The 15,924-nt window shown below is 51.1% G+C and carries 14 protein-coding genes; 6 read left to right on the top strand and 8 right to left on the bottom strand.

Features of this window, described 5'->3' with window-relative positions:
* Nucleotides 1–117: 117 nt before the first annotated feature.
* From OGY18_RS20310 to OGY18_RS20285, 6 genes are all read left to right on the top strand, one after another.
* Nucleotides 118–1,035 (top strand): metal ABC transporter substrate-binding protein, encoded by a 918-nt coding sequence (locus tag OGY18_RS20310; protein WP_191236052.1) that lies wholly within the window; start codon nucleotides 118–120, stop codon nucleotides 1,033–1,035.
* Nucleotides 1,032–1,847 (top strand): iron/manganese ABC transporter ATP-binding protein SitB, encoded by an 816-nt coding sequence (sitB, locus tag OGY18_RS20305; protein WP_003825870.1) that lies wholly within the window; start codon nucleotides 1,032–1,034, stop codon nucleotides 1,845–1,847. Before OGY18_RS20310 ends, sitB begins: the two co-directional genes overlap by 4 nt.
* Before the next feature lie 2 nt (nucleotides 1,848–1,849).
* Nucleotides 1,850–2,707, top strand: coding sequence for an iron/manganese ABC transporter permease subunit SitC (gene sitC, locus OGY18_RS20300; RefSeq protein ID WP_008785642.1), 858 nt, complete (start codon nucleotides 1,850–1,852; stop codon nucleotides 2,705–2,707).
* The gene (gene sitD, locus OGY18_RS20295; RefSeq protein WP_032944764.1) at nucleotides 2,704–3,555 is read left to right on the top strand and encodes an iron/manganese ABC transporter permease subunit SitD; all 852 of its coding nucleotides are present in this window, start codon (nucleotides 2,704–2,706) and stop codon (nucleotides 3,553–3,555) included. Before sitC ends, sitD begins: the two co-directional genes overlap by 4 nt.
* A 163-nt stretch (nucleotides 3,556–3,718) precedes the next feature.
* Nucleotides 3,719–4,441, top strand: coding sequence for a cysteine hydrolase family protein (locus tag OGY18_RS20290; protein ID WP_003825864.1), 723 nt, complete (start codon nucleotides 3,719–3,721; stop codon nucleotides 4,439–4,441).
* A 94-nt stretch (nucleotides 4,442–4,535) separates the two neighbouring features.
* Complete coding sequence (locus OGY18_RS20285) at nucleotides 4,536–6,158, top strand: serine hydrolase (protein ID WP_003825862.1); 1,623 nt, start codon at nucleotides 4,536–4,538, stop codon at nucleotides 6,156–6,158.
* Between the two features lie 59 nt (nucleotides 6,159–6,217).
* Here the strand turns inward: OGY18_RS20285 and OGY18_RS20280 are convergent, their stop codons facing one another.
* Genes OGY18_RS20280 through OGY18_RS20245 form a run of 8 tightly spaced genes read right to left on the bottom strand, consistent with a single transcriptional unit; the run spans nucleotide 6,218 to nucleotide 15,880 of the window.
* Nucleotides 6,218–6,577, bottom strand: a complete 360-nt coding sequence (locus OGY18_RS20280; protein ID WP_003825861.1) for a hypothetical protein — start codon at nucleotides 6,575–6,577, stop codon at nucleotides 6,218–6,220.
* Complete coding sequence (locus OGY18_RS20275; RefSeq protein WP_003825859.1) at nucleotides 6,561–7,085, bottom strand: chemotaxis protein CheW; 525 nt, start codon at nucleotides 7,083–7,085, stop codon at nucleotides 6,561–6,563. The genes OGY18_RS20280 and OGY18_RS20275 overlap by 17 nt, the downstream gene beginning before the upstream one ends.
* Nucleotides 7,086–7,096: 11 nt before the next feature.
* Entirely contained in the window at nucleotides 7,097–8,773 is a 1,677-nt protein-coding gene (locus OGY18_RS20270; protein WP_048236647.1) for a diguanylate cyclase, read from the bottom strand.
* Nucleotides 8,774–8,790: 17 nt separating this feature from the next.
* Complete coding sequence (locus OGY18_RS20265) at nucleotides 8,791–9,150, bottom strand: response regulator (protein WP_003825854.1); 360 nt, start codon at nucleotides 9,148–9,150, stop codon at nucleotides 8,791–8,793.
* A gap of 22 nt (nucleotides 9,151–9,172) precedes the next feature.
* Nucleotides 9,173–11,305 carry a hybrid sensor histidine kinase/response regulator gene (locus OGY18_RS20260; RefSeq protein ID WP_063940966.1) on the bottom strand — a complete coding sequence of 711 codons (2,133 nt, stop codon included), beginning with the start codon at nucleotides 11,303–11,305 and terminating at the stop codon, nucleotides 9,173–9,175.
* A gap of 11 nt (nucleotides 11,306–11,316) precedes the next feature.
* Entirely contained in the window at nucleotides 11,317–12,729 is a 1,413-nt protein-coding gene (locus tag OGY18_RS20255) for a CheR family methyltransferase (RefSeq protein ID WP_149281313.1), read from the bottom strand.
* Nucleotides 12,726–13,793 (bottom strand): chemotaxis protein CheB, encoded by a 1,068-nt coding sequence (locus OGY18_RS20250; protein WP_003825849.1) that lies wholly within the window; start codon nucleotides 13,791–13,793, stop codon nucleotides 12,726–12,728. The genes OGY18_RS20255 and OGY18_RS20250 overlap by 4 nt, the downstream gene beginning before the upstream one ends.
* Entirely contained in the window at nucleotides 13,790–15,880 is a 2,091-nt protein-coding gene (locus OGY18_RS20245; protein WP_063940964.1) for a methyl-accepting chemotaxis protein, read from the bottom strand. Before OGY18_RS20245 ends, OGY18_RS20250 begins: the two co-directional genes overlap by 4 nt.
* Between the last annotated feature and the right edge of the window lie 44 nt (nucleotides 15,881–15,924).

Raw genomic sequence — 15,924 nt, 5'->3', positions numbered from 1 at the left:
TATTCCTTAGCACCCTACGCAAATAAGAATTATTTTCATTTGTTTATGCCATGTGCTATATAACATAGCAAAGGCTATATTCGATGATAAATTAACCACTTTGTTGTGAGGGATACTATGCCGCATCTGCCCCATCTGAAGTCATTTCTCCTTGCCAGCGCGTTAACAGCGCTGACGCTGTCACCCGCCTGGGCGAAAGAAAAATTCAAAGTGGTAACCACCTTTACGGTGATTGCCGATATGGCTAGCAATGTGGCAGGTGACGCGGCGGACGTTAGTTCTATCACCAAACCGGGGGCTGAAATTCACGAATATCAACCAACCCCAGGTGATATTAAACGGGCACAAGGCGCACAGCTTATTCTCTCCAACGGTCTTAACCTCGAACTATGGTTTGCCCGCTTCTACCAAAATTTGTCCGGCGTACCGGAAGTGATGGTCTCAAACGGCGTGCAGCCAATGGGCATCAGCGAAGGGCCGTATAACGGTAAACCAAACCCGCATGCCTGGATGTCAGCGGAGAACGCGCTTATCTACGTGGATAATATTCGCGATGCGCTGATGAAATACGATCCGGACAATGCTGCAACCTACCAGAATAATGCACAGAATTATAAAGCGAAAATCCAGCAGACTCTGGCGCCACTGCATACAGAACTGGCAAAGCTCCCTGCTGATAAACGCTGGCTGGTCACCAGCGAAGGCGCATTCTCTTATTTAGCTCGAGATAACAATCTCAAGGAGCTGTATCTGTGGCCGATCAATGCCGATCAGCAAGGTACGCCCAAGCAGGTACGCAAGGTTATCGATGCCATCAGAGCGCATCATATTCCAACGGTATTTAGCGAAAGCACCGTGTCCGACAAACCTGCGCGTCAGGTTGCCCGTGAGTCTGGCGCACATTACGGCGGCGTGCTGTATGTCGATTCGCTCAGTGCAGCCGACGGTCCGGTACCGACCTATCTGGATTTACTGCGCGTCACCACGCAAACCATTGTTAACGGCATCAACAAGGGTCTGGAGAGCCAACCATGAGTCACTCTGCGATTACCGTAAATCAGGTTACGGTGACGTATCGCAACGGTCATACCGCATTGCGGGACGCCACTTTTCAGGTTCCGGGCGGCTCAATTGCCGCTCTGGTCGGCGTAAACGGTTCAGGAAAATCAACGCTTTTTAAAGCGCTGATGGGTTTTGTCCGCCTGGCGCAGGGGGAAATCTCAATTCTGCAACAGCCGGTAAATAAGGCGCTCAAACAGAATCTGATCGCCTATGTCCCCCAGTCAGAAGAGGTGGACTGGTCGTTTCCGGTACTGGTGGAAGATGTGGTGATGATGGGACGCTTTGGCCATATGGGCTGGCTGCGTCGACCAAAACAAATTGACCACGCCTGCGTGGATGCGGCGCTGGCGCGGGTTGATATGCTGGATTATCGCCATCGTCAGATAGGTGAACTGTCCGGTGGGCAGAAAAAGCGTGTTTTTCTGGCAAGGGCCATCGCACAGGACGGACAGGTTATTTTACTGGATGAACCCTTTACCGGTGTGGATGTAAAAACCGAGGCCCGGATCATCGACCTGCTGCGTGAACTGCGTGATGAGGGTCGAACCATGCTGGTCTCTACCCATAATTTGGGATCCGTCACTGAGTTTTGTGATTACACGGTGATGATTAAGGGCACGGTGCTGGCAAGTGGCCCCACCGAAACCACCTTTACCCCCGAGAATCTTGAACTGGCATTCAGCGGCGTACTGCGTCACGTTGCGCTGAGCGGCGGTGAACAGCACGTGATTACCGATGATGAACGCCCGTTTATTTCTCGACGCACGGCAAACGAGGGGGAATAACCATGAACTGGCTAACGGAGCCGTTTGGCTACCAGTACATGCTCAACGCCATGTGGGTCTCGGCGATGGTCGGCGGCCTGTGTGCGTTTCTCTCCTGCTATCTGATGCTCAAAGGCTGGTCGCTGATTGGCGATGCGCTGTCGCATTCTATCGTTCCGGGCGTGGCAGGCGCTTATATGTTAGGGCTTCCCTTCGCGCTTGGCGCATTCCTTTCCGGCGGACTGGCGGCGGGCAGTATGCTGTTTCTTAATCAACGTTCGCGCCTGAAGGAAGATGCGATTATCGGACTGATTTTTTCGTCTTTTTTCGGTATCGGGCTGTTTATGGTGTCGCTCAATCCGATGTCGGTGAACATTCAGACCATTATTCTCGGCAACGTGCTGGCGATTGCGCCAGAAGATATTCTACAACTGGCCATCATCGGGGTTATTTCGCTAACCATCCTGTTTTTGAAGTGGAAAGATCTGATGGTGGTTTTTTTTGATGAAAACCACGCGCGCTCTATCGGTCTGAATCCGGGCCGGTTGAAGCTGTTATTTTTTACGCTGCTCTCCGTTTCCACAGTCGCCGCGCTGCAAACCGTCGGCGCGTTTCTGGTGATTTGCCTGGTGGTTACGCCAGGTGCAACGGCCTGGCTGCTGACCGATCGTTTTCCACGCCTGCTCACTATCGCCGTAGCTATTGGCAGCCTGACCAGCTTTTTCGGCGCCTGGCTGAGCTACTGGCTGGACGGTGCAACCGGCGGAATTATTGTCGTTCTGCAAACGCTGCTGTTCCTGCTGGCATTTGTCTTCGCGCCAAAACACGGTCTGCTGGCGAATCGCCGCCGCGCCCGTCTGGTGAACAAGGAGTCAGTATGATCTTAACAACGCTGCTGGAACCCTTTCAGTTTGGTTTTATGGTCAATGCGCTGGTCATCTCCACCATTGTCGCCGTGCCCTGCGCGCTGCTGTCTGTATTTTTAGTACTCAAAGGCTGGGCTCTGATGGGCGATGCAATGAGCCACGCGGTTTTCCCGGGAATTGTACTGGCGTGGATTGCGGGCATCCCACTGGCAATTGGCGCATTTATCGCCGGGCTGTTCTGTGCGGTGGCGACGGGTTATCTCGACGATAACAGCCGCATCAAACGCGATACCCTGATGGGAATCGTCTTTTCCGGCATGTTTGGTGCAGGACTGGTGCTCTACGTCTCTATCCAGTCAGAGGTCCATCTCGATCATATTCTGTTCGGCGACATGCTGGGCGTATCGTTCAGCGACATCATACAAACCGCGGTTATTACGCTTGGGATAGCGCTTATTATTGGGCTTAAGTGGAAAGATCTGCTGCTGCATGCGTTCGACCCGCATCAGGCAAAGGCCAGTGGGCTTAATACTGCGCTGCTACATTACGGCCTGCTGTGCATGATCGCCCTGACGATTGTCGCCACGCTAAAATCAGTAGGGATTATTTTGTCGATCTCCTTACTGATTGCGCCTGGCGCCATTGCGATTTTAATGACGCGGAAATTTTCCCACGCCTTGTGGCTGGCGGTGATTATGTCGGTCGTTACCTCGTTTATGGGCGTGTACCTGTCTTTTTTCATCGACAGTGCACCGGCCCCCACCATCGTCGTACTATTTTCGCTACTGTTTGTGATGACCTTTATTTATTCCACCCTGCGCGATCGTCGTTTAGAACGGCGACGCCAGCAATACGACCTCTGATGGAGTGGGCAGTGATATGCCCGCTATCGTTTTTAGAATACGTAATGACAATATTCCCAGCGTCCTGAACAAATGCCCCGTTCTGAAACCATGCCATATTTACCAGCGCTATTTAATAATCAGATAGTCACTATCACATTAGATAAAAATACAGGTAAATTTTATGAGCAAGATGAGCATGTCAGAAATCTATTCTGAACCAGAGGCCTATGGCTTACCACGCAAAGGTATAACACTTAATAATAAGGAAGCTGCGTTGGTGGTAGTCGATCCACAGATCGATTTTTTAAGCCCTCAGGGTATTGGCTGGGAGGTTTTCAAAGACAGCATTATTGAAAATAATACCGTAGAAAATCTCGAAACGTTGTTCAAAATGGCAAAAGAAGCACAAATGCCTGTTTTTGTCTCTCCGCATTATTACTTTCCGCACGACCATAAATGGCAATCTACCGCACCGGGAGAAACATTTATGCACGGCACTGGAATGTTCAATCGTAAAGGTCCACTGACAATGGAAAATTTTGAAAATTCCGGCGCAGACTTTTTACCGCAGTTTAAGCCATATATTTATGATGGCGAAACGGTCATTGCCTCACCGCATAAGATTTTCGGACCAGAAACCAACGACCTGGTACTGCAATTAAGAAAACGCGGTGTCTCACAGGTCATTCTCGCCGGTATGGCTGCCAATCTGTGTATTGAATCCCATATGCGTGAATTGATTGAGCAAGGTTTTGAAGTTGTCGTCGTTAAAGATGCGACAGCGGGTCCGCGCATTCCGGAAGGTGACGGTTATCTCGCCGCTCTAACCAACTACCGCATCATTGCCAATGATTTATGGGACACCGACACCACGGTTGAAAAGGTAAAGGCAGCAGCTAAGTAATAGCTATGAGTACGGTTACCGAGGGTAATTGTATGTACAACATCACTTATCCATTAGCCATCAAAATAAATTTCATTAAGCGCGGAGCTTTTCCATGAATCTTAAGTTAAAGGTTATTTCGGCATGTATTTTACTTTCCATGTCAGTTTCAGCTACTCAGGTATTGGCCGCTGCCAATACAAATGAGACAACTTACTTAGTTAACCGTGGTGATCCACAATTAAAGGTCAACGGCAAATATATCGATCAGATCATTGCTGAGGTAATGGCGAAAAATAATCTGCCGGGTTTATCCATGGCGATTGTTCAGGCGCCTTATATTCCGCGCTCAGCGGGATACGGTCTGGCAACAGCAGCCAATGATGAGCTTGCTTCCACCAAAACCATGTGGGGAATTGGCCCTATCACGCAAGCTTTTACTGCAGTCGCAGTAATGCAACTTGTAGAGCAAGGCAAATTGGATCTGAATACTCCTGTGAGTGTTTATTTGCCTGGCCTACCGGAAAGCTGGCATAACATTACGATTCTGGAATTAATGCAGCACTCATCCGGGATCCCTGATTTCAGATCTTTCGGCTATAAACAAGAGCAAAAATATACACCTGCGCAGCTGGTTGATCTTGTTAAAGATAAACCGCTCGAATTTAAAAACGGCACGGATATCAACTCCAGCGCAACTGACTTTATCCTGCTAGGTATGGCTATCGAGAAAGTCAGCGGAATGAGTTACGTAGACTTCGTCAACAAATACCAAATTGCGCCGTTAGGTCTGCAAAGCACCATGTTCGCAAAAGACATGCCAACGAAAGCATTCCTTGATCGCCCGACGCCTGATAAGCAACATAATCAGCATTCGAAATTTAAGTCAGAAATTGACTGGATCAACCCTGTTGAGCCTGCAACAGGTTACGTCGCAGCGGGTGACAAACTGGCGCCTGTCAGTGCGATCGCCACTGATAATCTGTACGCCTATGGTGGTCTGTGGTCGTCAGCGGAAGACATCAGTAAGTGGGATATCGGTCTTGCCGGCAGCACGCTGGTTAAAGACAAAAAGCTGCGCGACATTATCTATAGCCCGGCAAAACTGAAAAATGGCAAAGTCGTGCCTGCCATGGCCGGCTGGGAATTTACCCGCCATCCTGGTTTTCTGGAAATCAAAGGAACCACAGGTGGATTTAGTGCCTATCTGAGCCGTTTTACCGCCGGTGATGAACTGGTTTGCGTGACAATGCTGACCAACAAAGAAGGCGTAGACATGACTCAGGTGGCTCGTGATATCGCTGAAGCCTATAAAATCGGGCTGGGTTCTGGGTTAAATTCAGAGAAGATCAAAAACCAGGAAAGTAAATTCTCTGTCGATGAAACGGTCTCCCGACTGAAAGCCATTCTGAAAAGCGAAGGCGTTCCGGTATTCACTGAAATTGATCACGAGAAAAATGCCGAGGGCGCGGGAATGAACCTGAGGCCAACGAAAGTCCTGGTATTTGGTAACCCTAAAGTCGGCACAAAACTGATGCAGGATAAACAGGGTGTCGCGCTGGATCTGCCGTTACGTGTCTCCGTATGGCAGGATAAGATCGGGCGAGTTTGGGTCGGTTATGAAAACCTGGATGACGTAGCAAAAACCTACGATCTTCAGGACAAGCAGACCATTGATAAGATTGACAACTTTATGACTAAGCTGGTCAGTCGGGCTGTTGATGCTTATATCCAGTAACGGGATATAGCACTCCCAGCCTTCTCATGCTGCGGGACCGTTAAAGCTCCCGCAGCGTGTCAGCGCCAGCTTAATAGCGGGCTAAACGCCTCGCGGCCCACCAGGGCACGAAGCGCAGGTAGATGACAGTTACGCGCCAGAAGCGGAGGTACGGCAAAAATAATGTCGCCGGAGAGCATCACATTCTCAAGTTGTCCCCATAGGTACCAGCCGGTTTCAACGCCACTGTCAGGGACGCGCAAATGCAAATGCCATCCCTCCTGCGGCTCATCCGCAATCCCCAGCCACTGGCTAAATCGGGGGATTTCAGGCACAACCTGAGTCACTAACGAGCACACACCAACCTGGTTTGCCGGTATATACAACGTTAGCGCTCCCAAAGTAATACGTACCGCCGCCAAATTAGTGGGAGCCGTCATAACCGCTGGTCTCCTGATAACGCTCAAAGACCAGATTCAGATCGAGCAGCGTGTACCAGGTTTCCATCACGTTAACCACCCCCACAGCGATGCTTTGTAACGCCGGGGGCAACGAATCTCCTGGCAAATGAATTTGGCTTTCGGCGACTTCCAACACATCAATCAATTTATCTATCAGGATCCCACTTTGCATTTTCTCGGCGCATCCAATCAGAATAGTGCGCTTACCTGCCGAATTAACGGTAGGTTTATCGATCAGGCTGTCCAGTCTCATCACCGATTCCACCCGTCCACGATAGTTGATGACCCCTTCAAGCATTGGCGCACAACAGGGAACCCAGGAGATCGGGCGCTCAGCAAGGATCTCTTTAATTTGCGCCCCATAGAAGGCAAAATTTTTACCCGCCAGTTGAAATAACACCAGCGTGCGCTGGGGTTCATCAACGTTTTCACACTCCGGTTTTTCACCATGGTTCAGCGCAAGCATCTGCTCCAGCTGTTGGCTCATATTGACTCCTTTTACTCGGCAATGCAGAAAGTGTTACGGCCATTTTGCTTCGCGGCATACAGCGCCTGATCGGCACGCTCGCGCAGCGTTTCAATCCGATCGCCAAACTGCCACTGGGCAATGCCCGCGCTGAAGGTACTGTGAAAACTGGCGTCGTTAACGGAAAACGTGACCTGCTCGTAATCCCTGCGCAATCGTTCGACCACGCGCGCAGCCTTGTCACTGCTGGTGTTGGGCATAATGATGACAAACTCTTCACCACCGTAACGGCCAACGATATCAGTGCTGCGTAATCGATGGGAGAACAACTGCGAAATACCGACAATTACCTGGTCACCGACCGCATGACCGTAGGTATCGTTAATACTTTTAAAGCGATCCAGGTCCACCATCACCATACAAAACGGGTTGCCGCTGTAGTTCGACTCGGCAATCGCGCTTTTGAGAAAATGGGTGGTCGTTGAGTGGTTATATAACCCGCTCAGACTGTCCTGCGACATACGGGCACGCAGGACTCGCATTCTTTCCGCACGAATCGATACGGCGCGGATCAGCTCCTCAGGGTCGCTCTGTTTGAGGATAAAATCCTCCGCGCCGATGCTCATTGCTCCCAACTGCGCATGCTTGTTGGTCTCACTGGAGAGATAGGCGATAGGCAGGCCAATATGCTGCGGTATTTGGCGAATCAGTTTTGTCAGTTCCTCACCGCTGAACTCCGGCATGTGGTAATCCATCAACACCAGATCGATCGGCTGCGCATTCAGTACATGCAGTAGATAGTGAGGTTTTTCCAGCACATGCACTTCCATGCCCGCCAAGCGCAGCATCTCCGCGTTGTATTCCGCCACTGCGGGTTCGTCATCGATCAACAATACCTGGTAAGGCTTTTTCAGCGACGGTTGAGTCAGGCGATGAAGTTCCTGGACTAAATCGGTGATAGACGCAGGTTTTACGTAGTAGCCATCGCAGCCAGATTTGATGGCGTTGACGCGGGCATTGAAATCGCTATGACACGAGAGGAACAGCACCGGGAAAGGTTTGCCCACTTTTTGTTTCAGATCCGACATCGCCAGCGGCCCACCGTAGGCATTGTCCGGAAAGCTGACATCCATAATCACCACGGCAGGCGGTTGCGACAATACGGCCTGAGTAAAATCCTGCGTGTTCGCGAACACATGGCAGGTAAAGCCGAAACAGCGCAGTTGGGTCGCGAGCAGCTCGACCTGGTCAATATCATCATCACACAGGTAGATAGGCTTACTGGCCCGCCGAACATATCCCTCTTCCGGGCGCTGTGCGGCGATCGGTAATGTGAACTCCGTATCGCTGATACGATGTTCAAGATTGAGCTGCTCCTGGGTCAGGGTGTACAGCCACCTGATGATTCGACGCAGCTCATCGTAATGCAATGTGCTTTGCTCTGTTTCCGGCTCGGTTAGTAAACGCTCACCTTCTGCTGAGGCATTAGCCAGCGGGCTAAAGCCAAAGGACCCTGCCGAACCGTGAATACTGTGCAGCAGAATATGTAGCTGTTTGCGACAGGCTTCGCTAGGCTCTGCGACCAGTTGAACGAGTAATCTTTCCGCTTGTGCCAGCATGTCGGGAATTCGGCGTAGAAACCCCTGCCGCAAACGCGCTATTTTTTCCTGCGCTGCCGCCATCGCTATATGCTTATTTTCTTGTTTCATCAAACACGTAGGCTTATTCAGTTAATCGCAGATGGTTGCAGTAGCGCATTGACAGCAGCCCCCAGATTTTCCGCGAGGTTTTCATCTTTTTTCACCCAACGGTCGTACAGAGCGTCGCTGCCCGTTACTTCATTGGCACTCAGTAAAATAAAAGGCTTAGCCCAATCCTGAGCGCGTAACAGCGCCAGCAAATCCAACCCACTGATCTCTGGCATATGCAGATCGCTAATCACCAGGTCGATGCTGTTATCCGAGTCCAGGCATGCCAGGGCGGAAATCGCGCTTTCCACAATCACCACATCGTAGCCGTCCATTTGCAAAAATATGGATGCCAGTTCAGCCGCAAAAAGATCATCATCAACTAATAAAATTCGCATTTTCTCTCTCGATTTTGCGCCATCAGCACAAAAGCATTTTTAATGTTTTTATCAAACTGTCCTGCTCGAAATCGCCCTTGGCGATATAGGCATCCGCGCCCACCTGAATCCCCCGTCGCCGGTCCTCTTCCTTCGCGCGGGACGTCACGATGATGATTGGCGTATGCTGGTAGTTTTTCTCCCCACGCAACGATTTGGTGAAGGTGAAGCCATCCATAAACGGCATTTCGACATCCGTCAGTACGGCATCAAACTGGGTCAGTTTCGCTTTTTGCAGCCCCGACAGCCCGTCTTCTGCCAGTGTCACCTGATAGCCGTGCGCTTCCAGCACGTTCTTTTCTATCTCACGGGTATTCAATGAGTCATCGACCACCAGCACATGCCATGCATCCTGCGTTACGCTCGTGGCGGGCGCTGGTGTACTGGTTTGCCGTGATTGTTGCGCCATCGCCATCAGCGCAGGAACGTGCAGGATGCTGACCAGTTGGTTATCCGGTGTTTGTACCATCCCGGAGACCAGCGACTGCTGTTGCATATGCTTCGGTAACGGTTTGATCATCATCTTGCGTTCATCGAGGAGCTTATCCACTTGCAGCGCCATTTTGCTGTACTGGTTCTGCACCACGATTAATCGCTGTCCAGGCGTTGAAAAGCTGCTCTGGCGTTCATGAATGCCCAGCAAGCTGCCTACGCAAACCACCGGGATAAACTCGTTATGCAAGATAATGGCAGGACGTCCGGCGATATCGCTGATCCCCTGAGCAGTGCATTCCACTACCTCAACCACATACTGCGCAGCCAGTCCAAACAGGTGTCCCTGCTCTTCAAATTGCAGAATCCGCATCATGGTTAACGAAACAGGCAACCGCAGGTTAAAGCTGGTTCCGACTCCCGGACGGCTATAAACCTGCAAATCGCCTTGCAGGTCTGTCACCACCGTTTTGCGCACCACATCAAGACCAACGCCGCGACCAGAAAGCTCGGAGACGATCTTGCTGGTCGAAAAGCCGGGATGAAAAATCAGCTCATTGCATTCCTGCTCGGAGAGCTGCCCGGCCATTGAAGCAGGAACCAGACCTTTACTGACCGCCTTCGCGCTGATGGCCTCATAGTTCAGACCACGGCCATCATCTTCGATACGCAGTAATATCCCGCTGCCGTCCTGCTGAGTAGTGATGGTAATCGTGCCGCGAGTGGATTTACCGAGCGCCAGACGTTCGTCGATCTCGCCAATCCCGTGATCGACGGCATTACGCAGTAGATGCGTCAGCGACTCCGAAAGCCGGTCAATGAGCTGGCGGTCGATTTCCACTTCTCCGCCAACAAAGCGGCACACCACCTGCTTATTCAGTGTGGAAGCCAGTTCGCTGACCTGCAGCGAAATAGGTTCAAACAACGTTGACAGTGGCAGCATACGGATCCGCGCCGCCACATCGTATAGTTCAAACATCTGCAAATGCTGGAGCTGGACGCTCTCTTTTAACTGGGCGCTAAAGTCGTGGATCTGCTGGCGAAGCTGTTCAGCGCTCAATCCCGGTAACCGCGGTACCAGCTGACTCAGGTTTTGTATCTGCTGTTCCAGGCGATCATGTCCGGCGAGCACCTCCCCCAGAATGTCGATCAGGCCATCGAGCTTATTCAGCTTTACCCGAACGAAATCCGCCTGCTTAATACCGGCATCCATGCTGGAAGGTGTTGCAGGCGCTGGGACTACCGGTTTTTCTGTTGCCCCGGCAGTTTCGACAGTCAGCGTGATATCCTCTCCCCGACTGGCGCGGGCAAGGCGTTCGCACAGCCCGGCATCCGCCGGTGGCAACTGATTATCCCCTTCGCTGACAAAAAGCTGGGTAAGCTGACCAGAAAGGTACTCCACAGACTCATGGATCAGATTGCCCAGCGCCCTGTCCGGCGTCAGTTTGTTATCACGTAGTTCACTCAATACATCTTCAAGATGATGCGTGACATCGGCAATGCTTTGCAGCTTCAGCATCCGCGCGCCCCCTTTCAGGGTATGCGCAGCGCGAAACATCTCACCTATCCAGGCGTCGGTATGTTCATCAGCGGAGAGGAGAAACGCCCCTTCGCTGATCGTCTGCAAATGGCCTCTCCCTTCATCAATAAAGCGCAGAACGAATTTTTTCAGATCGATAGCCATAATCGCTCTTATTAGCCACTTTGATGGGCGAATTGCGCCAGTTGGTGTTCACACAGGAAACGAAACGTATTGCCAGGAAATACCATTGGCAAACGCAGACGACAAACCGATGACGGATTGTTTATCTCGTCGTTCAGTAACTGCATCACCACACGATAAGTCCGTTGAGCAGGCTGGTATAACTCGCTTTGCCGGTACATTTCAGCCAGATAATAGTGTGCAGGCCAGTAGCCGGGTTCCTGATAAACCACCTGCTTGAACCAGGCGATGGCCTGCTGGGTCTGGTGTTGCCACATCATCGCCAGGCCGAGCAGCATTTTGGCCTCTGCCGACCACTCATCCTGGGCGAGGATCTGCTGTGCGTTTCCGGCTGTTTGAGAAAATTCACGCTGCTCGAGGGCAATAACCCCCTGGATCAGCAGCGCATCCTGATTACGGGGATCGTCACGTAATACACAGGCGATACACTTTTCAGCTTCAGAAAAACATTTTTCATCGAGGCTGGCGCGTGCTTTCTTCAGCCAGTCATTACTCTGCTGCGCCGTGGGCACCAGAGGAACCTGTTCAACCACCGTTCTCGGCTGCGGAATGCGCACCGCAACTCTGGGTACAGGCGCAGCCTTTGGCGCTTCACGATGGTGGCAAAAATAGAAAATCCCCTCTTCCTGCTCCAGCTTCAGAATGTCGAAATTGTTAGCCAGCGTTTCCGCATTGCCAAAAAATAAGGCTCCCTGCGGTTGCAACATCTTCAGCAAATTACTGTGCAGCTCGCGACGCGTTGGCGTATCAAAATAGATGGATACATTGCGCAGCAAAATGATGTCCACTTCCGGCAGTAACTGTTCTTTTATAATGTTGGTGCGATGGAAGGAGACCTTCTCACGGATCTCATCATGCAGCCGGTAGAGGTTTCCCGAGCGGGTGAAGTAGCGTTGCTGAATACTCGGGTCGACGCCACGAAACGAGTAGCTTGAATAGCAGGCGTTGCGGGCTTTTGCCAGGATTGCCGGGTCAATATCACAGCCGTAAATTTCGATGCGCTGGGCCATCCCGCCGAGGTATTTCTCATGCAGCTTGATCGCCAACGAGTAGGCTTCCTCTCCGGAAGAGCATCCGGCACTCAGAATACGCACCGGGCCGCTGCGCTGTTGCAACAGACGCGGGATCCATTTATCGCAGATTAAATCCAGCGTATCGCTTTCACGGAAAAAATAGGTTTCGTTAATCGTAATCAGCGTGATGAAACTATCAAACTCATTCTGCGAGCTACGCAGTTGTTCATAGTATTCATAGTAATCATTGATTTTTCGCTCGGCCATTCGCCGACCCAGCGCCGTTTTCAGCAATGCTTCCATGGCGTTATCGAAATGCAAACCGACCCGCTCTTTGATCAGGCGCGCATAGTCAGGAAGATTAGGGATCATGGCAATTTACTCTCAACATGCCCGTGGCAAGCCATCGAAAGCAGTACCGCAGCAAGACCATCCAGAGGGATCGTGCGGTGTATTAGTTGCTTGTCGATCGCGTTCTTATTCATACCGAATACCACCGAACTTTCTTCGTCCTGCGCCAGCGTTGTTCCGCCACGGCGGACAATAAGCTCAATGCCGCGGCAGCCATCGCTGCCCATGCCGGTCATAATCAGTCCGACGGCTTTTTCGCGAAACACCTCAGCCACCGACTCCAGCAACAGGTTGCAACTGGGATGGTAAACGTCGCTTTCCTGTCTTGGGATCGCCGCTAAACGCTGGTTGCTTTTGACGATCAGGTGCTGCTCCGGCGGCAATATATACACATACCCCGCTTCCACCCGATCGTCCTCCTGCGCCAGTCGCACCTTCAGATCGGTCACGCTATCCAGCCAATGCACCATATTTTTCGCGAAGCCATCGGCAATATGTTGGGCAATAAGTACCGGGCACGGGAACGTACCGGGTAGATCCTGCAACAGCTTACTGAGCGCCTGCGGCCCGCCCGTCGAACAGGCAATCGCCAGCACAAAGGGCCAGTCCTGTGGCGTTTTTACAACGTCTATCATCGGTCGTGCAGTGGGGATTACCGGTTCGCCTGGATAGCGTAATCCCTTGATATGTCGAATAACTTTCACACCGACCAATAATTCTACTTTACGATGCAAAGCATCCGTTGAGAGTGGTGAATCACTGCTATGGTGCAACACCGCCAACGCACCACGGGAAATGTAGTCATCATCCCATTGATTCTCTGGACAAAATCTCATGACAAGGATCGGGATTGCGCTGGTTGCCATGATCGTTTCCACGATCTCGACGTTATCGACGCTCGAAATATCCAGCGTCAGAATCAGCAGGTCAGGCATCAGCTGTTGCAATAGTCGGATCGCCTGCCTGCGATGGGCTACTTGCCCCACCACCTTAATGTGCGGGTGATCCTCCAGTTGCCTGACCAGCTCATTACGCGATGCGCTGCCCAGGTCGAGGATCAGCACCCGAATGTTGCTGCTATTCATGCATCTGTTTCCGTCAGTGTGAATGAGGACGAAGCCTCTTTCAGCGCTTTCGACAGTTGTGTCATATCCTGACTGACAACCAGAATGTCTTTGATAGATTGCGAGGTATAGTTACTGGCAACAACGATCTCACGCAGCGCCATCACCACCTGATTACTCGCCGTTTTCTGTTGCTGTGTTGATAGCGATATTTGCAGCGCTGCCGTCGAGGTTTGCTCGGCAGTCACAACAATATCGTTCAGGTGTTCGGCGCTGACTTTACAGGCAATTGCGCCCGCTTTAATGCTCTCGCCACCTTTTTCCGCGTTCAGCACCAGACGATTAATCGCGTTTTGGATCTCGCTGATCTTATTTTCAATTTCAACCGTCGATTCCGTCACCGAATCCGCCAGACGACGGATTTCAGCCGCCACAACCGAGAAACGCTTACCGGCTTCCCCGGCGCTGGCAGCTTCGAGCGCTGCGTTAAAGGCGATAAGTTTCGTCTGATCCGCGACGCTGTTAATGATCACCATCACGCGACTGATTTCCGTCGACTTATTACCGAGCATCATGATTTCACGCATGTTTTGCTGATTGTCGGTATCAATATCCGTCATACGCATCAGCAATTGCGACATCGACTCGGAGCCTTTATTGCAGTCCTCGAGCGTCTGGTTGGCAATATCCACAACCGCCCGTGAGTGTTCGGCTATCTGTGTCGATGAGGCAGACAGCTCTTCCATGGTGGAGGTAATTTCAGCTACTGAAGATGAGGTTTCCACGCTGGTTGATGCCTGCCCATCGACCGCTTCGGTAATATGCAAAGATGCCTGATGTACCGAATTTGCATGAGAAACCATACCGCCTACCAACGAGTGCAGACGCTGACGCATCATCTCCACCGCGCTCAGCAGTTCGCCTATCTCATCGTGGTGATCGACCTGAACATCTACCGTTAAGTCACCTTCGGCAATGGTTTGTGCAATCCCCAGGACACGGTTTAATCGCCGCGAGATCAGGAAACGACTGGCCACAGCAATCAGCAGTAAAATGATGGGCAGCAGCAGCGCGGTGAACAGCAGCAGACCGTTACGCACCAGATTGCTGCTCTTGGCGACATCATCAACATAGTTGGTGGTGGCGATTATCCAGTTAATCCCTTCAACGTATTCATAAACGGCAACTTTGGTCTTCGGCAATGCGCCATAACCGCTCACCCAGTTGTAGTAAGTGATGCCATTCTTGTGTTCGAGCATGTCGGCAAACAGCTTAAAACCATTGGCATCGGTAATATTAATTGCCTGCTGGTTGCTCAACGAGGGATGGACCAACATACGACCGGGTTCAAATCCGGCATCCAGCACGTAGGCGTAGCCATCTTTACCAATATGCACATTCAACAAACGCTGAATGATCGGTTGCAAACTCTGTTTGACGTCGAAACCCACCGCGACGGCCCCCACCACCTGACCATATTTGTCAGCAATCGGTTCGTAGTGACTAATAAACTGTTTACCGAACAGTGTGACCACACCGGAAAAGGGTTTATTTTTCAAAAGCAGCGGCAACGCCGGATTATCATGCCCTAGTGCTGTTGCCGTTGCCGTATTGCCTGAACTCGCCAGTAACGTACTGCTGACACGTACAAATTGCTCGCCTTGCAGAATAAACGTACTGGCAAATACGCTGGTTAATTCGGTGAAATGTGAGTTGGTATTCGGGTTGCTCAGCACCGCTTTTAATTCAGTAGAGTCCATATAACGCAGCGGTTTATTGGCAACGTTTTGATAATTATTAATATAAACATTGCTGTAATGTTCCGCATCGCGAGTCACACGCTGAAACTCGTTAGAAATACTGTTGTGGAATATCCGCGTGTTGGTTTTAATCATCTCCAGCGCATTGACCTGCAATTCTCTGGAAAGATAAGACGATAATATAAAAGAGGCGCCAATCAGCAACGTTGCGATACAAACAACCAAAATCATACCGAGCTTCATCGCCACACCGGGATGGATGTTGTGCAGCCAGGACAATAGTCGAGCGCGCGGTCCCTCACTAGTGGTATTCGCCGTTCGATTTTTTACTTTAATAATGTCACTCATGATTTTTATTCTCTACCTGAGAAGAAATTACTCTTTTTTTGGTC

The sequence above is a fragment of the Citrobacter sp. Cpo142 genome, assembly GCF_030332425.1.
GTDB classification, from domain to species: domain Bacteria; phylum Pseudomonadota; class Gammaproteobacteria; order Enterobacterales; family Enterobacteriaceae; genus Citrobacter; species Citrobacter portucalensis.
Note: the sequence above shows the minus strand (reverse complement) of the source record. Positions and strands in the feature narration are given on the sequence as shown.